We start from the raw sequence: 23,967 nt of genomic DNA on the forward strand, positions 1-23,967 counted from the left end.
GCGATTGCGGGGAATCGATCCCGGGCGTAACCACGACCTGGTCAGAGGCCTGCCTCGACCCGGTCAGAGGCCCGTCGGCGACCATTCGGGTGCCGGCGGGTTTCCGGCGTCTATGAGAGAAAAATGTTCGACCGCATCTTCACCTGGTTCGAAAGCCGTTATTCGCCGGTGGCGCTGGCCGAAGACCGGCAGCCGCCAATGGGGCTCCGGCGGTTCTACTGGTATTTCATAAGGCAGTTTCGCGCCGCCTATTGGTTGCGCATGATCATCGTTGCGGTCGCGGCGATAGTGGACGCGATGCTGCCGATTTTCGTCGGGCTGATCGTGGGCCTGCTCTCCAGCACCACGCCGGGCGATTTCTTCGCCGCGCATGGGCCGCTGCTCGTCATGATGGCGATCGTCGTGTCGCTGCGTCCGCTCGCGATGGTCATCGACGCGCTCATCCGCAACCACGCCATCGCGCCGAACCTCATCGACCTCATCCGCTGGCAGAGCCATTGGCATGTCGTGCGCCAGGACTGGTCGTTCTTCCAGAACGACTTCGCCGGCCGCATTGGAACAAAGGTCATGCAAAGCGGCGATTCAGTGGAGATGAGCGTCAATCTCACCGTCGATGCCGTCTGGTACGCGCTGGTCTTCGTTGCGGTCGCCATCGTGGTGCTGGCGCGGCTCGACCCGCTTCTCTTGGCCGTGGTGGCGGTGTGGCTGGTGTTCTACTGCCTGATCTTCTGGTTTGCGATGCCGAGGATCACCCAGCGCTCGTCCCAACTGTCGGAGCGGTGGTCGCAGGTGAGCGGCCGTATGGTCGACAGCTACACCAATATCCTGACGCTGAAGACATTCTCGACCGGCGAGCATGAAGACAAATATGTCTCGCAAGCGGTGGCCGAGCACGCCGACACGTTTTACCGGCTGATGCGCGTTTTCACGCTGATGTGGTCGGCCTTGTTCGTCCTCAACGCGGCGCTGCTTGTCGCCATAAGCTGGCTGGCGCTCGCGGGCTGGAACGCCGGCGCCATGACCACGGCGGCGGTGGCGACGGCGATACCCTTCGCGCTGCAGATCGCCAACATCTCCGGCAGGATCCTCGATGTCGGCGCCAACGTCTTCCGGCAGATCGGCGTCGCCAGCAATTCGATGACGACGATCGCGCGTCCCATCACCATGCAGGACCAGCCTGATGCACCGGCCCTCGTCGTGACTGCCGGCGGCATCGAGTTCGACCGGGTGAACTTCAACTATTGGCGCAAGGACGGCAAAGGCGGCGTCATCGACGATCTGTCGCTGACGATCGCGCCGGGCGAGCGGGTCGGCCTGATCGGGCGTTCCGGCGCCGGCAAGTCGACGCTGGTCAACCTCGTGCTGCGGCTATTCGACGTGCAGGACGGCAAGGTGCTGATCGACGGACAGGACATCCGCAACGTGTCGCAGGAGAGCGTTCGGGCGGCGATCGGCTTCGTCAACCAGGACACCTCGCTTTTGCATCGATCCGTCCGCGAGAACCTCAAATATGGCCGCCAGTCGGCCAGCGACGAGGCGATGTTCAGCGCTGCGAAAGCCGCGCAGATCGACGATGTGATCGCGGGACTGACCGATCCGCATGGGCAAAGCGGCTATGAGGCGCTCGTCGGCGAGCGCGGGGTGAAGCTGTCCGGCGGCCAGCGGCAACGCATCGCGATTGCCCGCGTTATGCTGAAGGATGCGCCGATCCTCATTCTCGACGAGGCCACGTCCGCGCTCGATTCGGAGGTTGAGGCCGCCATCCAGGAGAACCTCTACAAGCTCATGCAGGGCAAGACCGTCATCGCCATCGCCCATCGCCTGTCGACGATTGCGGCGATGGACCGGCTCGTCGTCATGGACAAGGGCCGTATCATCGAGGACGGCTCGCATGAGGTTCTGATCGCCAAAGGCGGGCTCTACGCCCAGCTCTGGCGGTGCCAGTCGGGCGGGTTCCTGCTCGAGGAGAAGCCGGTCGCCGACGGTTTGGCGACGAAAGGTGAAGCCGCCCAATGATGCAGGCCATCTATCGCTGGTTCGAGCACTGGGTCTACCCGTTCCGCGAGCCCGCCAATCTGCGGCCGCCCGCCAGCGTCGGCGCCTTCCTCTGGCACTATGTCGGGCAGGCGAAGCTCGCCTTCTTCGCCATGCTGATCATCGGCGGCATTGCGCCGCTGGTCGAAGCCGGCCTGTTCTATTTCGTCGGAAGGCTGGTCGATATCCTCGATCAATTGCCGGGCGACCGCAGCTGGCACGCACTTTGGGCCGCGGCCGGCCCCGAGCTGTTGTTCATGGGGGCGGTGGTGCTCGTCATCCGCACCGCGGTCGTCGGCCTTTCGGCGCTGGTCGACGAGCAGACGATCACGCCCGGCTTCTACAATCTGGTGCGCTGGCAGGCGCACCGGCATGTCTCGCGCCAGTCCTACGCCTTCTTCCAGAACGATTTCGCCGGCCGCATCGCAACCAAGGTCTGGCAGGCGGGGCAGGCGACGGGCGACCTGATGGAAAGCTTCATCGAGGTGGTCTGGTTCATGATCGTCTACACGGTCACGACGCTGGCGCTGGTCGCGGGGCTGGATCTGCGGCTGGCGGTCATGGTGGTGGTGTGGATCGCCGCGTTCGGCTGGCTGGCCAAGCTCTACCTGCCGGCGATCCGCAAACATGCCGAGGCGACCGCCGAGGCCGGCTCGATGATCACCGGCCGCATCGTCGATTCCTATTCCAACGTGCAGACGCTGAAGCTGTTTTCGGCCGATGGCGACGACCGTTATATCCGCAACGGCTTCGACATCTATCTCGACGCGCTGCGGCCGTTCACGCGCCGGCTGACCGGCGTGCGCATGGCGCTCACCATGCTCTCCGGCGTCATGATCACGGCGATCGCGGCCTTCGCCATCTATCTGTGGGTCGAAGGCTCGATCACCGTCGGCGCCGTCGCCTTCACCCTGTCGCTGGTGCTGAGGCTCAACATGCTGCTCGGCCGCCTGATGATGCAGCTCAACAGCATCCTGCGAAATCTCGGCGTGCTGGAGAATTCCAAGGCGCTGATCTCGCAGCCGCTGGGCTTGACCGACGCGCCGGACGCCGGAGAACTGATCGTCACCGGCGGCCGCATCGACGTCAGCAACGTCACCTTCCACTACGGCAAGGGGGCGGGTGTGCTCGACGGAATCGATCTCATGGTGCGTCCGGGCGAAAAGGTCGGTCTGGTCGGCCCGTCGGGCGCTGGCAAGACGACGTTGGCAAACCTGATCCTGCGCCTCTACGACCTGGAAGGCGGCCAGATCCTGATCGACGGCCAGGATATCGCGCATGTGACGCAGAACTCGCTGCGCGGCAATATCGGCGTCGTCAGCCAGGATACCGCGCTTTTCCACCGCTCGCTGCGCGACAACATCAAGCTCGGCATGCCGGACGCCACCGATGCGCAGGTGATCGCCGCCGCCCGGAAGGCCGAGGCGCATGATTTCATCCTGGGGCTCCGCGACAACCGCGATCGCGCCGGCTACGAGGCCTATGTCGGCGAGCGCGGCGTGAAACTCTCGGGCGGCCAGCGGCAGCGCGTCGCCATCGCGCGCGTGTTCCTCAAGGATGCGCCGATCCTGATTCTCGACGAGGCGACCTCGGCGCTCGATTCGGACATCGAGGCGGCAATCCAGGAGAATCTGACCAGGCTGATGGAGAACAAGACCGTGATCGCCATCGCGCACCGGCTATCGACGATCGCGGCGCTCGACAGGCTGGTGGTGCTCGACGGCGGCCGCATCGTCGAACAGGGCACGCATGACGAGCTGGTGGCGCTCGACGGACTCTATGCGCGGCTCTGGAAACGACAGTCCGGCGGCTTCCTGTTCAACGAGGAAAGCGCGCTGGAAGAGACGCGGCCGGCGGAGTAGAACGGCACCATGTCGGTACGTATGCCCACCAATTTCGGACGGTCAGGCGCGCAGGAAAGCGCGCTCGACCTGCTCGGCCACGAAATCCTCGCCGAAAAAGCCGCCGCGCTCGGCCGCGCCGGCCAGCGCGTGGAGGAAACCCTTGCCAAATTGCGCGAGGGCGGCGAGGGCGAGCATCGCAACCGGCTGCTGAAGGAGGCGGCCGCGGCCGTGCACGGCTATTTCATCCAGCGCGAGCTTTGCGGTCTGCGCAAGCACGATGCCGTGATCCGCGAGTACGACATCCCGAGGGCTATTCTGGTCAGGCTGGGCGCCAGCTAAAACCGCTATTCCAGCCACTCGGTGATGAAGTGGCCGTTCTCGTGGATGTCGGTGCTTTCGAGCGGACCGGGGCCGAGATTGGTGAATTTGTGCGGCGTGTCCGGCGGCACGATCAGGATTTGCCCGGCCGTGGCCTTGATCTCCCGGTCGCCGACCGTGAACAGGCCGGTGCCGGAGCGGATGACGAAGATTTCCGCATAGGGGTGCTTGTGCAGGCGCGGGCCGCCGCCGACCGTCGGCTGATAGTTGAAGATCAGGCAGGAATTGGCGCCGAACTGGCCGCATTGCAGCTCGCCTTTCCAGCGGTCGGAGGCCTCGGCCCAGCTCTCGCGTTCGATGACATGCGCCATGGCGGGACAATAGACCGGGCCAGGAGCCGATGTCGAGGCGAACACCGGCCCGATTTCCCCCCCCGGACTTCCCCCTGTTTCACCCCGTCCGGCGGCCTGGCGGGGATGCGCCGGCCGCGGCCGCCGCGCATCCCCGCGACAATCTGCCCTTGTGCCTTCACCCGACTGGACAAAAACGGGCCGCACGCATAAACCGAAAATCCAAATGCCGGAGGAATTCGCTAGCCTGTTCGCCATGCGCTGTCGGGCAGGTGCGATTGAGCGGGGACAAGGCTCGGCCTCCGGTTAGGAAGAGGCGAAAGGATCAGGCACCCGTGAGCGCAACCGACATCCACGATCCCAACCGTCGCGATTTTCTCTACGTAGCCACCGGCATGGCCGCCGTTGTCGGCGCTGGAGCCGTCGCGTGGCCGTTCATCGACCAGATGCGCCCCGATGCCTCGACGCTGGCGCTGGCTTCGGTCGAGGTCGATGTCGCCTCGCTGCAGCCCGGTTCTTCGCTGATCGTCAAGTGGCGCGGCAAGCCGGTGGTGGTGCGCAACCGCACCGAAAAGGAAATGAAGGACGGCGAAGCCGTCAATCTCGCCGATCTCAAGGATCCGATCGCGCGCAACGCCAACCTGCCATCCGACGCGCCGGCGACAGACGCCAACCGCACCACGCCCGGCAAGGAAGCCTGGATGGTCATGGTCCAGGTCTGCACGCATCTGGGCTGCATCCCGCTCGGCCAGGAAGGCGATTTCGGCGGCTGGTTCTGCCCGTGCCACGGTTCGCAATACGATACCGCCGGCCGCATCCGCAAAGGCCCGGCGCCGGAGAACATGGCGATCCCGGTATTCAAGTTCATTTCCGATACCAAGATCCTTATCGGTTGAGGCAGGGGATATTTCGATGAGCGAGGGACACTCGACCTATACGCCCAAGACCGGTATCGAGCGCTGGTTCGACGCGCGCATGCCGCTGCCGCGGCTGATCCATGACAGCTTCGTCTCCTATCCGGTGCCGCGCAACCTCAACTACATGTGGACGTTCGGCGGCATCCTGTCGATCATGCTGGTCGCGCAGATCCTGACCGGCATCGTCTTGGCGATGCACTATACGTCCGACACCAATCTCGCCTTCGATTCGGTCGAGAAGATCATGCGTGACGTCAACTCCGGCTGGCTCCTGCGCTACATGCATGCCAACGGCGCCTCGTTCTTCTTCATCGCGGTCTATCTCCACATCTTCCGCGGCCTGTTCTACGGCTCCTACAAGGCGCCGCGCGAGCTTCTGTGGATCCTCGGCTGCATCATCTACCTCCTGATGATGGCGACCGGCTTCATGGGCTATGTGCTGCCCTGGGGTCAGATGAGCTTCTGGGGCGCCACCGTCATCACCGGCTTCTTCAGCGCCATCCCGCTGGTCGGCAACTGGATCCAGCAGCTGCTGCTCGGCGGCTTCGCCGTCGACGACCCGACGCTGAACCGCTTCTTCGCGCTGCATTACCTGTTGCCGTTCATGATCGCCGGCGTCGTCGTGCTGCACATCTGGGCGCTGCATGTCGTGGGCCAGTCGAACCCGACCGGCATCGAGGTCAAGTCGAAGACGGACACCGTCGCCTTCACGCCCTATGCGACCATCAAGGACGCGTTCGGCATGATCGTGTTCCTGTTCGTGTTCGCCTATTTCGTCTTCTACCTGCCGAACTATCTCGGCCATGCCGACAACTATATCGTCGCCAACCCGCTGAAGACGCCGGCCCATATCGTTCCGGAATGGTACTTCCTGCCGTTCTACGCGATCCTGCGCGCCATCACCTTCAATGTCGGGCCGATCAACTCCAAGCTCGGCGGCGTGCTGTGCATGTTCGGCGCCATCGTCATGCTGTTCCTGGTGCCGTGGCTCGACACCTCCAAGGTGCGCTCGGCGGTCTATCGTCCCTGGTACAAGCTGTTCTTCTGGCTGTTCGTCGCCGACGCCATCCTGCTTGGATGGCTGGGCTCGCAGCCGGCGGAAGGCGCTTACGTGTTCATGGCGCAGATGGCGACGCTGTTCTACTTTGCCTTCTTCCTGATCATCCTGCCGGTCCTCGGCCTGATCGAGACGCCCAGGCGGCTGCCGAACTCGATCACGGAAGCGGTGCTGGAAAAGAACAAGGGCGGCAGCGGACATCCGGCGGGCGCCACGGCCGCACCACAGACCAAGGGCTGAGCGGTAGAGAATCTAAGGGGATTTGGCATGAAGAAGATTCTCACCTCGCTGGCGCTGCTCGGCCTTGTCGTCGCGGGCACCGCGGCCTTCGCCGCCGAAGAGGAGCACAATGCGGCGGCACCGACGCATTTCCCGATCAACGAACCGAAGGAAATGAGCTGGAGCTTCTCGGGGCCGTTCGGCACCTATGACAAGGGCCAGCTGCAGCGCGGCTTCAAGGTCTACAAGGAAGTCTGCTCGGCCTGCCATTCGATGAACCTGGTGGCCTTCCGCACGCTTCAGGGGCCGACGGGGCTCGGCTATTCCGAGGCCCAGATCAAGTCGCTGGCCGCGAGCTACACGATCCATGACGGCCCCAACGATGCCGGCGACATGTTCGACCGTCCCGGCAAGCCCTCCGACTATTTCCCGGCGCCGTTCCCGAACGAACAGGCGGCGGCTTCGGCCAATGGCGGCGCCGCGCCGCCGGACATGTCGCTGCTGGCCAAGGCGCGCGGCGTCGAGCGTGGCTTCCCGCAGTTCGTCTTCGACATTTTCACCCAGTATGACGCGGGCGGCCCCGACTACATCCACTCGCTGCTGACCGGCTACGACCAGACACCGCCAGCCGGCATGGTTATCCCGGAGGGCACGCACTACAACCCGTACTTCATGTCGGGCGTGTCGCTGAAAATGCCCAAGCCGCTCTCCGACGGCCAGGTGACCTATGACGACGGCGCGCCGCAGACGGTCGACCAATATTCGCGCGACGTGGCAACTTTCCTGGCCTGGGCGGCTGAGCCGCATATGGAAGAGCGCAAGAAGACCGGCTTCCGCGTGCTTTTCTTTCTGCTGGCATTTGGCATACTGGTCTATCTCACCAAGCGCAGGGTGTGGGCTGACGTGGCGCACTGAGCCACAATTTGCTGCAAGCTTTCGAAGGGCGCCGCGAGGCGCCCTTTTCCTTGAGTATTTCCCTACGCTTTCAATCCAACCGCGCGAGCCCAAGCGGCACTGATCCTTTGCCGGATGCGCTTGTCTCGGGCGCTGCATCGCGGTAGCCGTTGTGGGTTGCGTCACCGGATGCGCGCCGCAACGCACAGCCGATAGCCAGATCGCGGAGCCTCCGTCTGATGAAACCCTCTCTCGAAGACACGCTGCTCGCGGCGATCCGCACCATTCCGGACTATCCCAAGCCCGGTATTCTGTTTCGCGACATCACCACGTTGCTTGGCAATGCGCGCGCCTTCCGCCGCGCCATCGACGAGCTGGTGCATCCTTATGCCGGGCTGAAGATCGACAAGATCGCCGGCATCGAGGCGCGCGGCTTCATCCTGGGGGGTGCGGTGGCGCACCAGTTGTCGGCCGGCTTCGTGCCGATCCGCAAGAAGGGCAAGCTGCCTTACGAGACGGTGCGCGTGGCCTACAGCCTCGAATACGGGCTTGACGAGATGGAGATGCACAAGGACGGCGTTGCGCCCGGCGAGAAGGTGATCCTGGTCGACGACCTGATCGCCACCGGCGGCACGGCGGAAGCGGCGGTGAAGCTACTGAGGCAGATCGGCGCCGATATCGTCGCCGCCTGCTTCGTCATCGACCTGCCGGATCTCGGCGGCCGCAAGAAGCTGGAAGCATTCGGCGTGCCGGTGCGGACGCTGATCGGCTTCGAGGGGCATTAGCGCGGACTTCCCCTTCTCCCCTTGTGGGAAAAGGTGGCCGAGCGAAGCTCGGTCGGATGAGGGGTGTTGGAAGGGATCGCTGCGATAAAGAAATAGGCGCTTGAAGCACTCTGTTCTTTAGCGCCTCGTTTTTTCGAACACCCCTTGTCCGTCTCGACGCTGCGCGCCGATCCACCTTCTCCCCTAGGGGAGAAGGAGAGGTGGCGCTACTCCACCTTCACCAGCACGGCGCTGTCGAACTCAATCACCTTGTCGCCGGTCGAATCGGAGGCCTCGCAGCGCAGCGTGAGCAGGTTCCAGCCCGGACGCCCGGCAAGCGGGCGGTGCGCTTGCGCGGTGCGCGTGAAGGTCACCGTCTCGCCGGCATAGACCGGCTTCAGCCATTTGAGGTTGCGGAAGCCGGGCGAGGGGCCGAATTCGGGCTGCGGGCCAGGGCCGGTCCAGCGCACGCCCTCGGTCTCCATGCGCTTTTCGAGGTTGTATTTCATCCAGGTGGCGGCGGTGTGCCAGCCCGAGGCGCAGAGCCCGCCGAGCACGCTCTTCTTCGCCGCCTCCTCGTCGACGTGGAAGACCTGCGGATCGTATTTCCTGGCGAACGCCTTGATCTCGTCGGCCTCGAATTTGTGCGAGCCGAGCGTGACGGTCTGGCCGATCAGGAAGAATTCGTCGAGGGTCATGATAGGCCTTGTGCGGCATCACGCGCGAGGAACATACCGGTGTTCTCCAACTCGAAGACGCTTTCGCCGTGTTGGTTGACGAGCTCGCTGCGCATGGTGATCAAGCCGAGCTGCGGCCTCGATTTGGACTGGCGCTTGGACAGTATGGTGACCGTGCCGGTCAGCCGATCGCCGGCCAGAACCGGCTTCTTCCATTTCACATGCTCGATACCGGGCGAGCCTTGAGAGGTCGAATCGAGCAGGAAAGCGTCGCACAGCATGCGCATGAACATCGCGCAGGTGTGCCAGCCGGAGGCCGAAAGCCCGCCAAGGATGCTTGCCTTGCCGGCTTCCTCGTCGAGATGCATCGGCTGGGCATCGAATTCGCTGGCGAATTCGATGATTTCGGCAGCGCTTACGTCCTTGCTGCCGATGTCGAGCGAGGCGCCTTCGACGAAATCCTCATAGGCCCAGGTCTTTCCGGTCATGCTGACTATCCGGTTGACGAACGCGTGATCCCCAAGTCGGGCATTCCCGGATGAAGGTCGAAGGCAATTTGGTCAAGCGATTTCTGGTAAGCCAGCCGTTGCCGGCCAATGCCGTCAGAGCCAGCCGCGGCGGCGGAAATACCAGAAGGGCAGGATCGCCGAGACCACCATCAGGCCGATGGCGAAGGGGTAGCCGAACTCCCATTTGAGCTCGGGGATGATGTCGAAATTCATGCCGTAGATCGAGGCGACAAGCGTCGGCGGCAGGAAGATGACGGCGGCGACCGAAAAGATCTTGATGATGGCGTTCTGCTCGATCGAGATCATGCCCAGCGTGGCATCGAGCAGGAAGGAGATCTTCTGCGACAGGAACGTGGCGTGGTCGGCGAGCGAGAGCACATCGCGCGACAGCGTCTTGATGCGGGCGCGCACGTCCTTGCTCATCTTGGTCTGGGCCGCGACATGGGCGAGAAAGCCGGCAAGGCGCTGCAGCGAGATCAGGCTGTCGCGGACCGATGAAGCGATGTCCTCCTTGCGGCCGATGCCTTTCAGGAGTTCCTGGAAATCGCGGTTGCGCTTCGAGGCCTTGGTCGAGCGCGCCTCGAAAATGTCGCGCGAGATCGCTTCCACCTCGCGGCCGGCGCGCTCGAGGATGTCGGCCAGGCGATCGACGATCGCTTCCAGCAAGCCGATCAGTATGGTGTCGCCGCTGGTGCAGCCGGTCGCCACCTTTTCGGCGCGCAGCGGGAAGGTCTTGAAGGCCTTGGGTTCGTGGTAGCGGATGGTGATCAGCCGGTTGCCGGCAAGCGCGAAGGTCACCGGCGACATCAGCGGATCGTCGGCCTCGGTCTGCGCCGGCAGCACGGCGGTCATGAAGTAGCCGCCGTCCTCGATATAGAGGCGGCTCGAGATCTCGATCTCCTCCATCTCCTCGCGGGTCGGAATGGCGATGCCGAGCCAGCTCTCGATGCGCGCCTCTTCCTCCTTGGTCGGGTTGAAGAGATCGGCCCAGACGACCCTGTCGCCGTCGGCGGCGAGATCCTCGGTGAGGCGCAGGCGATCATTGTCCACGACGAAGGTTTTTATCATCGCCGGGTCTCCTGGAGGATCAGGTGTTGAACTTGAACAGCATGATGTCGCCGTCCTGGACGACATACTCCTTGCCTTCGTCGCGTGCCTTGCCGGCTTCCTTGGCCGCCACTTCGCCGCCCAGCGTGACGAAGTCGTTGTAGGCGATCGTCTGGGCGCGGATGAAGCCGCGTTCGAAATCGGTGTGGATGACGCCCGCCGCCTGCGGCGCCTTATCGCCCTTGTGGATCGTCCAGGCGCGCGTCTCTTTCGGCCCGACGGTAAAATAGGTGATCAGATGCAGCAGCTCGTAGCCGGCGCGGATCACCTTGTTGAGGCCCGGTTCGTCGAGGCCGATCGAGGCGAGGAACTCCATCTCCTCCTCGTCGGAAAGCTGGGCGACTTCCGCCTCGATCGCCGCCGAGATCACCACCGTGCCGGCCCCCTGCGCCGCAGCCATTGTCTCCACCGCCTGCGTGTGCTCGTTGCCGGTGGCGGCGTCCGCCTCGGCGACGTTGCAGACATAGAGCACGGGATGCGATGTCAGCAGGTTCAGCCCCTGGAGGATGCGCAGATCTTCCGCCGCGATGCCATTGAGCAGGAAGCGCGTCGGCTTGCCGGCCTGCAGCAATTCAAGCGCGGCCTCCATCATCGGCAGGACGGCCATGGCTTCCTTGTCCTTGCCGGCGGCGCGCTTGCGGATCTGGGCGATGCGGCGCTCGAGGCTTTCGAGGTCGGCGAGCATCAGCTCGGTCTCGACCGTCTCGGCGTCGGCGACAGGGTCGATGCGGCCTTCGACATGGGTGATGTCGTCATCCTCGAAGCAGCGCAGAACATGCACGATGGCGTCGACCTCGCGGATGTTGGCGAGGAACTGGTTGCCCAGCCCTTCGCCCTTGGAGGCGCCGCGAACCAGGCCGGCGATGTCGACGAAGGAGATGCGGGTCGGAATGATCTCCTTCGATTTGCCGATCGCCGCGATCTTCTGCAGGCGCGGATCCGGCACCGCCACCTCGCCAGTGTTCGGCTCGATGGTGCAGAAAGGATAGTTGGCGGCCTGCGCTGCCGCCGTCCTGGTCAGCGCGTTGAACAGCGTCGACTTGCCGACGTTGGGCAAGCCAACGATGCCACATTTGAAACCCATGTTCGTCCAGTCCTGTCGGAATTCGATTTTGCTGTGGGCTATGGGCGATAGGGGTGACGAACGTCAAGCCCCGATCGGCCGGGCCGCCTCATGGCCGCTAATCTGGCTATCGCTGGCTCATCGCGCAAGTTGACGCAGTCTGGCGAGACGCTCCGGTTCGCCGCGCACGAAGGCCTGGTCATGCTCCAGCACCGCCAGCGCCTGCCTGGCGCTGTCGCGGGCACCATCCATGTCGCCGAGAAGGGCGCGGCATTCGGCCAGCTCCTCCAGCACATAAGGCGCCTGCGCGCCGTCGGTGGCCGCCGTGGCGGCGGTTTCTTCGGCAAGCCGCCGGGCTTCCTCGATGCGACCCAGCGCGCGCAACGTCCTGATCACGGCATAGCGCGCAATGCGCAGCTCGCGTTTCTCGCCGGCCGAGCGGCGCAGTTCGACCGCCTGCTCGAACGGCGCCAATGCGTCTGCGAACCGGCCGGCATCGAAATAGGACCAGCCGAGATTGTTGAGCAGCGCTCCGCGCCAGTTTTCGGCCTCTGGATGCTCGCCGATATAGGCGAGGGCCGTCGCGGTCCATTCGACGGCGTCGTCAAGTGTTCCAACGATCGCCAGCATATGCGCGGCATCCGCGGCCAACGCATGGGCTCCGGCTTGCCGCGCCAGTCGCCAGGCTTCGCCAAACAGCGGCCGCGCCTTCTCGCGTTCGCCGGCGGAATTGTAGAGGCGGCCGCGTTCGAGAGCGCAGATCGCGAGAGCTCTCGGATCGTCGCCGGCCAGACGTTCAGTCTGGTCGATCAGCGCGTGACCCGCGGCGAAGTCCCCGGCGAGGCCGAGTTCCCTGGCACGTCGCGCCAGATCCGAAACGCTGTCAGCCATATCGATCTCACTTGTGGCCCGGGCGCGATGCCGGCGCCGCCAGACGCAATCTTCCATTGGGCGGTCCCGTGCGCGGCGCCGTGCTTTCTAGTCTTTTCCGAACAGCTTCTTCAGCATGGCGGCCATCGGGCCGCTCTCGGGAAGTTTTGCCGCCGGCTGCTGCGGGCGCGCCTGGCGGACATGGCTTTGCTGCTTCGGCGGCTTGGGCGGCGGGCGGTCGTCATCGCCGGTCGGCACGAGCTTGTCGCGCAAGGCGAGCGTGACGCGGTTCATGAACGAGCTGTCGTCGCCCTTCGCCAGCAGACCAGCGTCGTCGGCGATTGCCGCGAGCAGGACATCGAGCCATTCGCGATCGGCCTTGGCGAAATCGCCAAGCACATGGCCGTGCACCATCTCCTTGACGCCGGGATGGCCGACGCCGATGCGCACCCGGCGATAGGCGTTGCCGACATGCTGATCGAGCGAACGGATGCCGTTGTGGCCGCCGGAACCGCCGCCGACCTTGACCCGGAGCTTGCCGGCGGCAAGGTCGATCTCGTCGTAGAAGACGGTGAGCGCCGCCGGCTCGAGCTTGTAGAAGCGCAGCGCTTCGCCGACCGACTGCCCGGAGAGGTTCATGAAGGTCTGCGGCTTGATCAGCAGCACTTTTTCGCCGCCGAGCGTGCCTTCGCAGATCAGGCCCTGGAATTTTCTCGACCAGGGCGAAAAAGAATGGCGGCGGGCAATCGCGTCCGCCGCCATGAAGCCGACATTGTGCCGGTTGTTCTCGTATTTCGCGCCCGGATTGCCGAGGCCTGCAAAGACAAGCATCGCCGCCTCCGGACGCTTAAAAGCTTACTTCTCTTCGGCCGCCGGGGCCGCCGTTTCGGCTGCCGCCGGCTCGGCGGTGGCTTCCGTCTCCGGCTTCATCGCCGACGAGCCGGCAACGGTGGCGATGGTGAAGTCGCGATCGGAGATGACCGGCTTGACGCCGGCCGGCAGCTTGACCGCCGAGATGTGGATCGAATCGCCGATGTCGGTGCCGGTGAGATCGACGGTGATGAATTCCGGGATCGCGTTGGCCGGGCAGTGGAACTCGACTTCGTGGCGAACGATGTTGAGCACGCCGCCGCGCTTGATGCCGGGCGACTTGTCCTCATTGATGAAGTGGACAGGCACGTCGACATTGACCTGGGTGTCCTTGCCGATGCGCAGGAAGTCGACATGGACAGGAAAATCCTTGACCGGGTCGAGCTGGAAATCCTTCGGCAGGACCTGGATCTTCTTGCCGTCGACATCGATCGTGGCGATCGTGGTGAGAAACCCGCCGCCGTGGATCTTGTAGAAGAGGTCCTTGTAGTTCAGCGCAATAGCCAGGGGAGGCTGCTTGTCGCCGTAAATGACTGCAGGCACTTTACCATCGCGGCGAACTGCACGGGCGGACCCCTTACCGACCTGTTCGCGCGCTTCGGCTTTCAGCTCATAAGCATCGTGGCTCATGGCATTTCCTTTCGCGTGTTGTGGAGCGCCCACGGCCGGCAAATCCGCCCATAGACGTCGAAAGCCGTCGCGGCCCTGCGCAGTCGGTCCAAACGCCTTTGGCTGTCCAAATGCTCTTGGGGATCATGCGAGGCCTGGCCGGCCTTCCTCCGCGTTGCCTCCAAGGGTGTCTACGCGGGTGGCGGCTCTATAGCGGAAGGCGGGCGAGGGCGCAAGCGGTCGGGCGGGAAGGCTTGCGGGGTGGTTTCCGGCCCCGAAAGCATAAGCGGAAATCCCATTTGCGGCAAATGTAGGAACCAGCGATTCTCAGTCGTCCTGCGGCATGCAACCAAACCCCACGGGGATCAACATGAAACTCCTGTTCAGCCGCAATCCCAATCCTCGCCTCGCGGTCGCGACGGCACGCCATCTCAACGCCAAGATCGCGTTCGAGTTCGCCTCGCCGATGGCGCCGGGGCAGGCCGAGCGCTACCGCGCGCTCAACCCCAACCTGACCTTGCCGATCCTGGTCGGCCCGGCATGGAGCCTGTGGGAGGCCGACGCCATCGCCTGCCGGCTCTCACGCGAGGCGAATTCGGATTTCTGGCGTGTCGGGCAGGACGAACCGGACATGATCCGCTGGATCAGCTGGGGCAAGGAACGGTTCGCCTTCGCTTGCGACATGGTGCATTTCGAGCGCGGCACCAAGCAGCGCTATGGGCTCGGTCCCATCGATCGGGCGCTGGTCGAGGAGGGGCTGAGGCAGTTCCATAGAGCCGCGGCGGTCCTCGATCCCGAGCTTTCCGCACGGGATTGGCTGGTCGGCAATGCGATCTCCTATGCCGACTTCCGCATGGCGACGTTCCTGCCCTTCAACGACGTCGCCGGATTGCCGCTCGTCGACTACCCGGCGATCTGGCGCTGGTATGGCCGGCTGGAGGCGATCGACGCCTGGCGCGATCCGTTCCAGGGGCTGGAAGCGCCGCCACTGCCGCCGGTCAAGGCCGAGGCGTGACAGGCATCGGCTTTGCGCAATTCCGGGCGGAAGCCGAGCTGGCCTTAGACGGCGTCGACCACCAGGCCGCCGTTCAGCGCATCGCGCAACGCCTGGATCTGTCGGTTCAAGGCATCGAGTTCAGCCAGTTTCATGCCTGAGCGCTCGATCAGCGTCTCGTTCAGGCAATTGCATTGGACGAGCAAGGCTCGTCCACCGGGGGTGAGGTCGACCTGTACCTGGCGCTCGTCGGTCTGGCTGCGCTGGCGGGTGACAAGGCCGGCCTGCTCCATTCGCTTCACCAGCGGCGTGATGGTGCTCGATTCCAGGGCGAGCCGATGCGCGATGCTGCCCACCGACATGCCGTCCGTCTCTCCCAGTGCGTTGAGCACCAGATATTGCGGATAGGTGATCCCCATCTCGTCGAGCATCGGCTTGTAGGTGCGGTTGATCGCCATCGAGGTGGCGTAGAGCGTGAAGCAGAGCTGATTGTCCAACGGGAGAGGCACGGCGCATTCCTTTTGCCGACTGAGCATCCATTATGTACCACGGAAAATGATATCACGATACATATTTTCGTGGACAAGGGTTTCGATCTCCGCTACGAAATTATTTATCGCGATATTGTTTATTGCGATATCAACAAAAGGAGATTGAGATGAGCTTGCAGACCACGTCAGGGCAGACCAAGTCAGGTTCGGGCAGCGGCACGATCACCACCAAGGACGGAACGCAGATATTCTACAAGGATTGGGGGACGGGCCAGCCGGTCGTCTTCCACCACGGCTGGCCGCTGAGCAGCGACGACTGGGACGCCCAGATGCTGTTCTTCCTGTCGAAGGGTTACCGCGTCATAGCCCATGACCGGCGCGGCCATGGCCGTTCCAGCCAGACCGACACCGGCAACGAGATGGACACCTATGCCGCCGACGTGGCCGAGCTTACCGCGCATCTCGGCCTCAAGGACGCCATCCATGTCGGTCATTCGACCGGTGGCGGCGAGGTCGCGCGCTATGTCGCGCAATATGGCGGCGGCGGTCGTGTCGCCAAGGCCGTGCTGATCGGTGCGGTGCCGCCGATCATGCTGAAGACGCCGGCCAATCCCGGCGGCGGCCTGCCGATCGAGGTGTTCGACGGTTTCCGCGCTGCGCTGGCGGCCAACCGCGCCCAGTTCTTCCACGACGTGCCGGCCGGCCCGTTCTACGGCTTCAACCGTCCCGGCGCCCAGGTTTCCGAAGGTGTCATCGACAATTGGTGGCGCCAGGGCATGATGGGCGGGGCCAAGGCGCATTACGACTGCATCAAAGCCTTCTCGGAAACCGACTTCACCGAGGATCTGAAGGCAATCGACGTGCCGGTGCTGGTCATGCATGGCGACGACGACCAGATCGTCCCGATCGCGGACTCCGCGCTCATCTCGATCAAGCTGCTCAAGAAGGGCGAGCTCAAGGTCTACAAGGGCTTTCCGCACGGCATGGCAACGACCCATGCGGATGTCATCAACGCCGACCTGCTGACCTTCTTCAAGGCCTGAGCCCGCCTGCCGAAACGCGAGAGCACCCGCCCAAGGGCGGGTGCTGCAAGGAGGATGAAGCGCGAAATCGTGCCTGCTGCCCTCTGCTATGACTGTCCTCCCCGCCCGGGTTTGCCGAGGAGGCCCGCGAGTTTGCGTCCCACCCTTGGTCGGATCTGGGCCCGCCAATCGGGGATGTCGCCCAAGGATATGCTGTTTGCAGCCTTGGCCTTCCGTGCCAGCCAAGTGACATCGGCAATCGCGCTGCCGATTGCGAGCAATCGGTTCGTCAGCATCTGCTCGTTGAGGATCGCCCTTGCCTTGCTCTCGAAAAAAGGCAGCGTTTCAAGCGTCAGATCGAACCGGGAATGCCATCCAGGTCCTTGCCCGGTCCCGGCTCCGGTAAGCCATCCAACCAAAAACTGTCTATACGAGCGCGAGATTGGTGCGTCTTTCCGAAACGGCGCAAGCGGATCTCCGCTGAAAATCGGCGTGCCGCCGGTCACGCTGACCATCGATCCAAGCGCTTGCAAATGCCTGGGCCGCATCAGGATGAACGAGCTGCGGAGCCATGCCTGCCAGGAAATTCCAAACACCGACACCGGCTCATTGTAGAAATCGACATGGCCTAGCACCGCATTCAGACCCGGCAGATGCCGCACGACATTCTGGTCGATCAGCTTGAGATGGTCCGGCGTGTATTCGGCGAATGCCGACGTGGCGAGATGGACCAGATCATGGTCATTCACCCGTTTGCCCAGATAGGCAATGCCGCTGTCCCACGCGGAGAATTCCCAACTGGAGTTTGAACCCCCGATCAATTCGACCTCGCGATCAAGGTCGGCGCGGTGGCCTTCCGGCAAGGCATTGTCGATCACCAGCATATGGTGTGACACGTCTGGCATTTGCGCGGCGAACATCGCCCTCAAATCCTGGAGCGCGGTTGGATACCTGGCGGTGCCATGGCGCGCCAGCAGCGTCAGGATTCGCAATTTGGAAGGGTCTCGACCGCTTTCCGGCGTCAACGCTTCTTTCCCCTCAGACGCGCGCTAATAAAATCATGGGGAGCATGCTTCAATCGTCACGCAAAGCGCGCCCTGGCATCTATCCACAGACATCATGTCCAGACTCGGCGTCGAATGGTAGCGTCCCAGCCGAATAGGGGGCGAGAGATGAATGCAACGTCGAGACGGCCACCGCGCGCCGGTGGCTGGGCCATCAAGTCGATCCTATGAGGTACGTTTCGCTTGGAACGTATCCGATCCGGCGCCCGATCCACGGTGGTCAGTTGCGGGCAAATGCCATCCACAGGGTCCTGCGGGATTGCGGGTGGGAAACACGCCACGTCGTCGTTACTCCCCACCGAGGCGCCAGGCGGGAAATGGAGGCCGGCGATCTTTTCATCGAGCTGCCGCGCAGCTTTCGCAAGAAGATGGCCAGGCGCAAATGGCGTTCCGATGTCGCCACCGCCGAATTCATCGCGCGCAGCAAGTCCCACCGCCGCGAGATCGCAAGATTTCTCGACGACTTCAGGCCGGATGTCATCGCCCTGGAGCAGTGCTGGCTTTGGCCGGCTCTGCGTGAGTATGTCGAAATGTGCTCGCCCGAGGCACGTTTTTCAATCGTGTACAGTTCGCACAACGTCGAACAGCAATTGCTGGCGCAAGAGGCCGCGATACCCGGCGCGGAAACGGATCTCTGGAGCGCTCGACTTGCGGCGGATATCGAAGCCGACCTTGCCATGAAGGCGGATCTGGTGGTCGCCGTCAGCGAGCAGGATGCAGCCTATTTTCGCAAGCTCAATCCAAGCGTGGCGGTCGCCGCCAACGGCATCTGGCCGCGCGAAATGCCCGGCGGCCTCGATCATTGGGCGTCGCGGTTCGCCGGCCTGCGCACGGCGCTGTTCGTCGGGTCGGGCCATCCGCCCAACGTCCGCGGTTTTCTCCAGATGACGGGTCCGGACCTCGGTTTCCTCTCAGCCTCGGAGCGGATCGTCGTGGTCGGCGGCGTTGCCGACCAGATCCGGAACGATCCCGGATTCCTGCGCTACCGCGGCGCCGACAATGCCCGGATCGAGCTGCTCGGCGTGCAGGACGGCGCGACCCTCAGCGCGCTGATCGAGCTTGCCGATGTCGTGATGCTTCCGATCGTCGAAGGCGGCGGCACCAACATCAAGACGGCGGAAGCGCTGTACAGCCGCAAGCCGGTGGTGGCGACATCCTTCGCGTTTCGCGGCTACGAGCACTTCAGGCATTGGCAGAATGTCCGGCTGGCGGACAAGCCGGAGGATTTTCGGGATTTGCTCGTGCAGGCGCTCAGAAGCGAACCGAAGGAGTTGGGGTCGGCAGGCGTCGCACAGCTCGACACGCTGCTTTGGGCCGCGACGCTCCAAAAGCTTCCCGAGCAGTTCGCGGCGCTGCCGAGGCGGCAGCGCCAAGCGATGGCTGTCGATGGTCCCGGCGGCCTTTTGCCCGGCCTGTTGCGGCGCATGGGCTTGTTGAGAAAAAGCTGATCTTGTGTGCCGGGGGGGGGGCGCTGGGGAAAGAACCGGCGTCTCGGGCGATGCAAGCATTGCGCCACGCGATGCCGCCGGATGCAGGACCTTCAAGGTCCTGAACCGACGACGATCGTTGGTTGAACGGCGGGTTAGCCGCCGATCTCGCCGGCAATCAGGCCTGCCGCGCTTCCTTCATGTTGGGCAGGAAGACCGTCAGCAGGCCGAGGAAGGGCAGGTACGAGCAGATCTGGTAGACGAAGTCGATGCCCTTCATGTCGGCGACGATGCCGAGCACCGCGGCGGCGATGCCACCCATGCCGAAGGCGAAGCCGAAGAAGATGCCGGCGATCATGCCGACGCGGCCTGGAACCAGTTCCTGCGCGAAGACGACGATGTTGGAGAAGGCCGACGACAGGATCAGGCCGATCAGCACGGTGAGCACCATCGTCCATTCCAGATTGGCGTAGGGCAGCGCCAGCGTGAAGGGCAGCACGCCGACGATCGAGAACCAGATCATCGCCTTCTGTCCGTAGCGGTCGCCGAACGGTCCGCCGAGCAGGATGCCCAGCGCCGAGGCGCCGAGGAACAGGAACAGCATCACTTGGCTCATCTGCACCGAAACGCCGAATTTATGCATGGCGTAGAAGGTGTAGTAGCTGGAGAGCGAGGCGATATAGGCGTTCTTGGTCAGCACCAGCAGCGTCAGCACGGCCAGCGCCCACATGACCTTCTTATGCGCGAAGGGCGAGACATGGGCAATTTGCTTGCGGGTGGCCATCGAGGCGCGCAGCCGGCTGTACCAGCCGCCGACCTGCCACAGCACGACGATGCCGATCAGTGAGCCGACGGCGAACCAGGAAATGCTGGTCTGGCCGAACGGCACGACGATGAAGGCGGCGAGCAACGGGCCCATGGCCTGGCCGAAATTGCCGCCGACCTGGAACAGCGACTGCGCCAGGCCGAAGCGGCCGCCGGAGGCGAAGCGGGCGATGCGCGAGGATTCCGGATGGAAGATGGCCGAGCCGATGCCGATCAGCGAGGCGCCGATCAAAAGCAGCCAGTAATGGCCGGCATGGGCGAGCACCACCAGGCCGACCAGCGACGAGGCCATGCCCCAAGGCAAGGAGTAGGGCATCGGCTTCTTGTCGGTGATCATGCCGATGACCGGCTGCAGCAGCGAAGCCGTCACCTGGAAGGTGAAGGTCAGAAGGCCGATCTGCCAGAAATCGAGACCGTAATTGTCCTTGAGCAGCGGATAGATCGCCGAAAGCAGCGACTGCATGATGTCGTTGACACAATGGCAGAAGCTCACCGCAAGAATGACGGTGAAGGCCGTCGCTTGCGCCGAGATGTTGCTTGCCGGCGCCGGTGCGGCGACGGAGGTCACGGTCGTATCAGTCAAGGCAATGCTCCGTAGTCTTTGGCGGCGGACCGCAGGCGGCCTTATAGGCCCGTTGCCAAGCGACTTCTTTCGTGGTTTGGTCCAATAGTTTCGCAAGTGGGCCACATCCGATGCCGAATAGCCGGGAAATCTTCAGGGGCGACGCCGCCGAGCTCGGCCGGCTGCACGAAAGCCGCTGGCAATGGCTGGAACAGGCGGTCGGGCCGGCGGTGGCGCTGCCGACCGAATATCCGGACGGCTATCACGTGCCGCAGCACCGCCATAGCCGCAGCCAGCTGCTGCATGCGCTAGTCGGCGTGGTGCTGGTGACGACCAAGCACGGGCGCTGGATGGTGCCGCCCGACCATGCGATGTGGATACCGGCCGGCACCGAGCACGCCGTCGAAATGCTTGGCGACGTCTCGATGCGTTCGGTCTATGTGATGCCGGGCGCCATCGCCGGCCTGCCGGAAGGCCTGCGGGTTGTCGGCATCACGGAATTGATGCACAGCCTGATCGTGGAATCGGAGAAGCTGCCGCAAGGCGGCGAGCTCGAAGGGCGCGCGGCGCTCGTCATGGGGCTTCTGCTGCACGAGATCCTGAACCTGCCGGAACGGCCGCTCGGGCTGCCTTTTCCGTCCGATCCAAAGCTGACGGCGCTCTGCCGGCGCTTCGTGGCGGCCCCTTCGCCGCATGCGACGATCGACGAATGGGCGGATGCCGCGGGTATGAGCCGGCGCTCCTTCACCCGCGCCTTCCATCGCCAGACGGGATTGTCGCTGTCGACATGGCGCCAGCAGGCCTGCCTGTTCGCGGCGCTGCCCAGGCTCGCCGACGGCGAGCCGATCACCCGGGTGGCGCTCGATCTCGGCTATGACAGCGTGCCGGCGTTCATCACCATGTTCAAGCGCATGCTCGGCGCCTCGCCGCGCGGTTACATGCGCGGCGCGCGCGATGCCGGCGCGAGCCTGCGCCGCACGGGCGGTCCGATCGCCGCGTGAAGCAGCGCCAGCGAGTTGATGCGTCGGCAGCCGGCTTAAGGCTTCATGGCTAATACTGATTGCAAAATGCAATCGGTTATGCTCTTTTCTCGGAAAAGCAAAATCGGAGGCCCCTCATGGCGACGATCGTCTATGCCATGCTGACATCACTGGACGGCTACATCGCCGGGCCGAGCGGAGACATCGACCTGCCGGTTCCCGAGGAGGAATTGCATCGGCATTTCAATGACGAGATGCGGCGGACGTCGATCGCGCTTTGCGGGCGCAGGATGTATGAAACCATGCGTTTCTGGGACAGTCCGGAGCGCGAGATCGCCGCCGAAGACGTCGAGCGGGATTTCGCCTACGCCTGGCGAGATACGCCGAAGGTCGTGTTTTCGACCACGCTTCGAGAAGTTGGGCCGAACGCCCGTCTGGCGAAGGGTGACGTGGAGGCGGTGGCGAGGGCTCTCAAGGCGAATACGGACGGCGAGATTTCTGTCTCCGGCGCCGATCTTGCCGGGCATCTAGCGCTGGCAGGCCTGATCGACGAGTACCGGCTTTACATGCATCCGGTCGTGCTGGGTGGTGGCAAGCCTTATTTCCGGTCCGGCCTGTCGCTGGCGCTGAGGCCACTCGGCACGCAAAAGTTTACGCAAGGCGTAATGCTGCTGCGTTATGCGCCCGCGGCAATCAGTTTCTGATCAATCGAACAGGCTCGAGACCGATTCTTCCGTCGCCGTGCGCGAGATCGCCTCGCCCATCAGGTCGGCGATCGAAATGACGCGGATGTTCGGGGCATCGAGCACGCCCTGCGTCGGCTGGATGGAATCGGTGATCACCAATTCCTGCAGCTTCGAGCCGGCGATACGGGCGACGGCGCCGCCCGAGAGCACGCCATGGGTGATGTAGGCGGTGACGGAGGTCGCGCCATTGGCAAGCAGCGCATCGGCCGCGTTGCAAAGCGTGCCGCCGGAATCGACGATGTCGTCGATCAGCAGGCAATCCTTGCCGGCGACCGCGCCGATGATGTTCATGACTTCCGATTCGCCTGGACGCTCGCGGCGCTTGTCGACGATGGCCAGCTGCGCGTCGAAACGCTTGGCAAGCGCGCGCGCCCGCACCACGCCGCCGATGTCGGGCGACACGACGACGACATTGCCGAGCTGCTTGTACTTGGCCTTCACGTCGCGGGCCATCACCGGCACCGAGAACAGATTGTCGGTCGGAATGTCGAAGAAGCCCTGGATCTGGCCGGCATGCAGATCGAGCGTCAGCACGCGGTTGGCGCCGGCGCGGGTGATCATGTTGGCGACCAGCTTGGCCGAGATCGGCGTGCGGCCCGACGCGCGGCGATCCTGCCTTGCATAGCCGAAATAGGGGATGACCGCCGTGATGCGCCGCGCCGAGGAGCGCATGAAGGCGTCCATCATGATGAGCAGTTCCATCAGATGGTCGTTGGTCGGATAAGAGGTCGACTGCAGGATGAAGACATCCTCCCCGCGCACGTTTTCCTGGATCTCGACGAAGATTTCCTGGTCGGCGAAGCGTCTGACGCTGGCCTTCCCTAGCGGGACGTTGAGATAGCGAGCGACCGCTTCGGCCAGCACCCGGTTGGAATTGCCCGCGAAAAGCTTCATACACCGTTCCTGGTGAAGGATGGAGAGGCCGGAGAGACTCTCATGAGCCTTTTATGCGGGCTTTTAGCGGCCCGTGCCGGTATTGCAAGCCTCGTTGTGGGGAATCCTTCCGGTCACCGCAACAAACACGGAAAACATCGCAAGCCGGCAACAGTTCGGCCGGCAACAGTTTGGCTGGCAACACTCGGGCCGGTCCGGTCAACCGGCGCCGCCGCTGCCGAGCCAGGCGGCGAACTGGTCGATCGTCTGGTCGGCAATGGCCTGCATGGTCGCGGGCGCCACGGTGGGCCAGCCTTCGCCGCTGCCGGCCGCAGGTGCCTTCTGCTGGCCATTGATGCGGTGCAGGCGATTGCCAGAGGGGTCGTAAATGTCCCAGACATAGATGACGGTCGTGTCCTTGCCCTCGGACATCGTCGAAAAATAGCCTTTCAGCACATGCGTCGCCGTCTGGTCGGTGCTGCCGACAAGCGTCAGGCCGCGTTGCCGGGCACGGGTCTGCAGCTCCGCCGTCAAGGGCGCTGCCGCGTCCACCGATGCGCCGACGATCGGCGCCACCTGCAGCCGCGTCTTTGCGAGGGCTGCGGTTTGCGCTGGCGTTGCGCGTGTCGCGGGCGACGCCGTGGTGGAGGGCGCGGGCGAAGGAGCAGGCGCGGTCGTGGTCGGAGAGGTGGCCGTTGTCGATGTGCCCTGCGGGGTGGCCGAAGATTGGGCCGAGCTCGCCGGCGGGGTGATCGCCGAAGGTTCCAGGACGTCCTTAGCGTTGGTGCAGGCGCCAAGCGCCAGCGCCGCAAGCAATGACACGGTCGTCACCTGCGATCGTCTCATCTGCTTGAAAACTCCCTACTGGCGAACGCCCCCGC

Annotated in this window: 25 protein-coding genes; 12 read left to right on the top strand and 13 right to left on the bottom strand. The window is 63.9% G+C overall.

What is annotated here, in order from left to right; all coding sequences use genetic code 11:
* Positions 1-123: 123 nt before the first annotated feature.
* Genes LB572_RS18570 through LB572_RS18580 form a run of 3 tightly spaced genes read left to right on the top strand, consistent with a single transcriptional unit; the run spans position 124 to position 4,217 of the window.
* A complete protein-coding gene (locus LB572_RS18570; protein WP_224668721.1) occupies positions 124-2,016 on the top strand; it encodes an ABC transporter ATP-binding protein in 1,893 nt (630 codons plus the stop codon).
* Positions 2,013-3,896 carry an ABC transporter ATP-binding protein gene (locus tag LB572_RS18575; protein WP_140808987.1) on the top strand — a complete coding sequence of 628 codons (1,884 nt, stop codon included), beginning with the start codon at positions 2,013-2,015 and terminating at the stop codon, positions 3,894-3,896. Before LB572_RS18570 ends, LB572_RS18575 begins: the two co-directional genes overlap by 4 nt.
* A 9-nt stretch (positions 3,897-3,905) precedes the next feature.
* The gene (locus tag LB572_RS18580; RefSeq protein ID WP_140808985.1) at positions 3,906-4,217 is read left to right on the top strand and encodes a DUF6665 family protein; all 312 of its coding nucleotides are present in this window, start codon (positions 3,906-3,908) and stop codon (positions 4,215-4,217) included.
* Positions 4,218-4,222: 5 nt separating this feature from the next.
* On the opposite strand, the gene LB572_RS18585 is transcribed toward LB572_RS18580, so the two are convergent.
* Entirely contained in the window at positions 4,223-4,567 is a 345-nt protein-coding gene (locus LB572_RS18585) for a cupin domain-containing protein (RefSeq protein ID WP_140809010.1), read from the bottom strand.
* A gap of 314 nt (positions 4,568-4,881) precedes the next feature.
* On the opposite strand from LB572_RS18585, the gene petA reads away from it, so the two are divergent.
* The 4 genes from petA (at position 4,882) to LB572_RS18605 (ending at position 8,418) form a co-directional block, all read left to right on the top strand.
* Positions 4,882-5,442 carry a ubiquinol-cytochrome c reductase iron-sulfur subunit gene (petA, locus tag LB572_RS18590; RefSeq protein ID WP_112099424.1) on the top strand — a complete coding sequence of 187 codons (561 nt, stop codon included), beginning with the start codon at positions 4,882-4,884 and terminating at the stop codon, positions 5,440-5,442.
* A 16-nt stretch (positions 5,443-5,458) separates the two neighbouring features.
* The gene (locus tag LB572_RS18595) at positions 5,459-6,760 is read left to right on the top strand and encodes a cytochrome b (protein ID WP_140808983.1); all 1,302 of its coding nucleotides are present in this window, start codon (positions 5,459-5,461) and stop codon (positions 6,758-6,760) included.
* A 27-nt stretch (positions 6,761-6,787) separates the two neighbouring features.
* Positions 6,788-7,654: a cytochrome c1 gene (locus tag LB572_RS18600; RefSeq protein WP_140808981.1), complete on the top strand. Its 867-nt coding sequence runs from the start codon at positions 6,788-6,790 to the stop codon at positions 7,652-7,654.
* 218 nt (positions 7,655-7,872) lie between these two features.
* A complete protein-coding gene (locus LB572_RS18605; protein WP_140808979.1) occupies positions 7,873-8,418 on the top strand; it encodes an adenine phosphoribosyltransferase in 546 nt (181 codons plus the stop codon).
* Positions 8,419-8,624: 206 nt separating this feature from the next.
* On the opposite strand, the gene LB572_RS18610 is transcribed toward LB572_RS18605, so the two are convergent.
* From LB572_RS18610 to LB572_RS18640, 7 genes are all read right to left on the bottom strand, one after another.
* The gene (locus LB572_RS18610) at positions 8,625-9,095 is read right to left on the bottom strand and encodes a MaoC family dehydratase (protein WP_140807662.1); all 471 of its coding nucleotides are present in this window, start codon (positions 9,093-9,095) and stop codon (positions 8,625-8,627) included.
* The gene (locus tag LB572_RS18615; RefSeq protein WP_224668722.1) at positions 9,092-9,562 is read right to left on the bottom strand and encodes a MaoC family dehydratase; all 471 of its coding nucleotides are present in this window, start codon (positions 9,560-9,562) and stop codon (positions 9,092-9,094) included. Before LB572_RS18615 ends, LB572_RS18610 begins: the two co-directional genes overlap by 4 nt.
* A 114-nt stretch (positions 9,563-9,676) precedes the next feature.
* Positions 9,677-10,651: a magnesium/cobalt transporter CorA gene (gene corA, locus LB572_RS18620; RefSeq protein ID WP_224668723.1), complete on the bottom strand. Its 975-nt coding sequence runs from the start codon at positions 10,649-10,651 to the stop codon at positions 9,677-9,679.
* A gap of 19 nt (positions 10,652-10,670) precedes the next feature.
* Complete coding sequence (ychF, locus tag LB572_RS18625) at positions 10,671-11,774, bottom strand: redox-regulated ATPase YchF (protein WP_140807665.1); 1,104 nt, start codon at positions 11,772-11,774, stop codon at positions 10,671-10,673.
* A 117-nt stretch (positions 11,775-11,891) separates the two neighbouring features.
* Complete coding sequence (locus LB572_RS18630; protein WP_224668724.1) at positions 11,892-12,644, bottom strand: tetratricopeptide repeat protein; 753 nt, start codon at positions 12,642-12,644, stop codon at positions 11,892-11,894.
* 87 nt (positions 12,645-12,731) lie between these two features.
* Positions 12,732-13,454, bottom strand: coding sequence for an aminoacyl-tRNA hydrolase (pth, locus tag LB572_RS18635; RefSeq protein ID WP_140807667.1), 723 nt, complete (start codon positions 13,452-13,454; stop codon positions 12,732-12,734).
* Between the two features lie 24 nt (positions 13,455-13,478).
* The gene (locus LB572_RS18640; RefSeq protein ID WP_224668725.1) at positions 13,479-14,123 is read right to left on the bottom strand and encodes a 50S ribosomal protein L25/general stress protein Ctc; all 645 of its coding nucleotides are present in this window, start codon (positions 14,121-14,123) and stop codon (positions 13,479-13,481) included.
* Positions 14,124-14,472: 349 nt separating this feature from the next.
* On the opposite strand from LB572_RS18640, the gene LB572_RS18645 reads away from it, so the two are divergent.
* The gene (locus LB572_RS18645) at positions 14,473-15,117 is read left to right on the top strand and encodes a glutathione S-transferase family protein (protein ID WP_224668726.1); all 645 of its coding nucleotides are present in this window, start codon (positions 14,473-14,475) and stop codon (positions 15,115-15,117) included.
* A gap of 44 nt (positions 15,118-15,161) precedes the next feature.
* Here the strand turns inward: LB572_RS18645 and LB572_RS18650 are convergent, their stop codons facing one another.
* Positions 15,162-15,605 carry a MarR family winged helix-turn-helix transcriptional regulator gene (locus LB572_RS18650; protein ID WP_140807670.1) on the bottom strand — a complete coding sequence of 148 codons (444 nt, stop codon included), beginning with the start codon at positions 15,603-15,605 and terminating at the stop codon, positions 15,162-15,164.
* 149 nt (positions 15,606-15,754) lie between these two features.
* On the opposite strand from LB572_RS18650, the gene LB572_RS18655 reads away from it, so the two are divergent.
* Positions 15,755-16,630, top strand: a complete 876-nt coding sequence (locus tag LB572_RS18655; RefSeq protein WP_224668727.1) for an alpha/beta fold hydrolase — start codon at positions 15,755-15,757, stop codon at positions 16,628-16,630.
* Between the two features lie 86 nt (positions 16,631-16,716).
* On the opposite strand, the gene LB572_RS18660 is transcribed toward LB572_RS18655, so the two are convergent.
* Complete coding sequence (locus LB572_RS18660) at positions 16,717-17,634, bottom strand: hypothetical protein (protein ID WP_224668728.1); 918 nt, start codon at positions 17,632-17,634, stop codon at positions 16,717-16,719.
* Between the two features lie 206 nt (positions 17,635-17,840).
* Between LB572_RS18660 and LB572_RS18665 the strand changes: the two genes are divergently transcribed.
* Positions 17,841-19,121, top strand: a complete 1,281-nt coding sequence (locus LB572_RS18665) for a glycosyltransferase (RefSeq protein ID WP_224668729.1) — start codon at positions 17,841-17,843, stop codon at positions 19,119-19,121.
* A gap of 157 nt (positions 19,122-19,278) precedes the next feature.
* On the opposite strand, the gene LB572_RS18670 is transcribed toward LB572_RS18665, so the two are convergent.
* Positions 19,279-20,508: an MFS transporter gene (locus tag LB572_RS18670; protein ID WP_224668730.1), complete on the bottom strand. Its 1,230-nt coding sequence runs from the start codon at positions 20,506-20,508 to the stop codon at positions 19,279-19,281.
* 110 nt (positions 20,509-20,618) lie between these two features.
* On the opposite strand from LB572_RS18670, the gene LB572_RS18675 reads away from it, so the two are divergent.
* Positions 20,619-21,488 carry an AraC family transcriptional regulator gene (locus tag LB572_RS18675; RefSeq protein ID WP_224668731.1) on the top strand — a complete coding sequence of 290 codons (870 nt, stop codon included), beginning with the start codon at positions 20,619-20,621 and terminating at the stop codon, positions 21,486-21,488.
* Positions 21,489-21,604: 116 nt separating this feature from the next.
* Entirely contained in the window at positions 21,605-22,171 is a 567-nt protein-coding gene (locus LB572_RS18680; RefSeq protein WP_224668732.1) for a dihydrofolate reductase family protein, read from the top strand.
* Here LB572_RS18680 and LB572_RS18685 read toward each other — a convergent pair whose 3' ends face one another.
* Positions 22,172-23,107, bottom strand: coding sequence for a ribose-phosphate pyrophosphokinase (locus LB572_RS18685; protein ID WP_140807675.1), 936 nt, complete (start codon positions 23,105-23,107; stop codon positions 22,172-22,174). It lies immediately after the preceding gene.
* A gap of 198 nt (positions 23,108-23,305) precedes the next feature.
* The gene (locus LB572_RS18690; RefSeq protein WP_140807676.1) at positions 23,306-23,932 is read right to left on the bottom strand and encodes a hypothetical protein; all 627 of its coding nucleotides are present in this window, start codon (positions 23,930-23,932) and stop codon (positions 23,306-23,308) included.
* Positions 23,933-23,967 lie beyond the last annotated feature (35 nt).

The sequence above is a fragment of the Mesorhizobium sp. BH1-1-5 genome, from assembly GCF_020165615.1.
Classification (GTDB): domain Bacteria; phylum Pseudomonadota; class Alphaproteobacteria; order Rhizobiales; family Rhizobiaceae; genus Mesorhizobium.

Bases quoted from the DNA above. Each gene is read 5' to 3' on its own strand.
- LB572_RS18570 (WP_224668721.1), top strand. From the start codon at position 124: ATGTTCGACCGCATCTTCACCTGGTTCGAAAGCCGTTATTCGCCGGTG.
- LB572_RS18575 (WP_140808987.1), top strand. From the start codon at position 2,013: ATGATGCAGGCCATCTATCGCTGGTTCGAGCACTGGGTCTACCCGTTC.
- LB572_RS18580 (WP_140808985.1), top strand. From the start codon at position 3,906: ATGTCGGTACGTATGCCCACCAATTTCGGACGGTCAGGCGCGCAGGAA.
- LB572_RS18585 (WP_140809010.1), bottom strand. From the start codon at position 4,567: ATGGCGCATGTCATCGAACGCGAGAGCTGGGCCGAGGCCTCCGACCGC.
- LB572_RS18595 (WP_140808983.1), top strand. From the start codon at position 5,459: ATGAGCGAGGGACACTCGACCTATACGCCCAAGACCGGTATCGAGCGC.
- LB572_RS18600 (WP_140808981.1), top strand. From the start codon at position 6,788: ATGAAGAAGATTCTCACCTCGCTGGCGCTGCTCGGCCTTGTCGTCGCG.
- LB572_RS18605 (WP_140808979.1), top strand. From the start codon at position 7,873: ATGAAACCCTCTCTCGAAGACACGCTGCTCGCGGCGATCCGCACCATT.
- LB572_RS18610 (WP_140807662.1), bottom strand. From the start codon at position 9,095: ATGACCCTCGACGAATTCTTCCTGATCGGCCAGACCGTCACGCTCGGC.
- LB572_RS18615 (WP_224668722.1), bottom strand. From the start codon at position 9,562: ATGACCGGAAAGACCTGGGCCTATGAGGATTTCGTCGAAGGCGCCTCG.
- corA (WP_224668723.1), bottom strand. From the start codon at position 10,651: ATGATAAAAACCTTCGTCGTGGACAATGATCGCCTGCGCCTCACCGAG.
- ychF (WP_140807665.1), bottom strand. From the start codon at position 11,774: ATGGGTTTCAAATGTGGCATCGTTGGCTTGCCCAACGTCGGCAAGTCG.
- LB572_RS18630 (WP_224668724.1), bottom strand. From the start codon at position 12,644: ATGGCTGACAGCGTTTCGGATCTGGCGCGACGTGCCAGGGAACTCGGC.
- pth (WP_140807667.1), bottom strand. From the start codon at position 13,454: ATGCTTGTCTTTGCAGGCCTCGGCAATCCGGGCGCGAAATACGAGAAC.
- LB572_RS18640 (WP_224668725.1), bottom strand. From the start codon at position 14,123: ATGAGCCACGATGCTTATGAGCTGAAAGCCGAAGCGCGCGAACAGGTC.
- LB572_RS18645 (WP_224668726.1), top strand. From the start codon at position 14,473: ATGAAACTCCTGTTCAGCCGCAATCCCAATCCTCGCCTCGCGGTCGCG.
- LB572_RS18655 (WP_224668727.1), top strand. From the start codon at position 15,755: ATGAGCTTGCAGACCACGTCAGGGCAGACCAAGTCAGGTTCGGGCAGC.
- LB572_RS18665 (WP_224668729.1), top strand. From the start codon at position 17,841: ATGAGGTACGTTTCGCTTGGAACGTATCCGATCCGGCGCCCGATCCAC.
- LB572_RS18675 (WP_224668731.1), top strand. From the start codon at position 20,619: ATGCCGAATAGCCGGGAAATCTTCAGGGGCGACGCCGCCGAGCTCGGC.
- LB572_RS18680 (WP_224668732.1), top strand. From the start codon at position 21,605: ATGGCGACGATCGTCTATGCCATGCTGACATCACTGGACGGCTACATC.
- LB572_RS18685 (WP_140807675.1), bottom strand. From the start codon at position 23,107: ATGAAGCTTTTCGCGGGCAATTCCAACCGGGTGCTGGCCGAAGCGGTC.
- LB572_RS18690 (WP_140807676.1), bottom strand. From the start codon at position 23,932: ATGAGACGATCGCAGGTGACGACCGTGTCATTGCTTGCGGCGCTGGCG.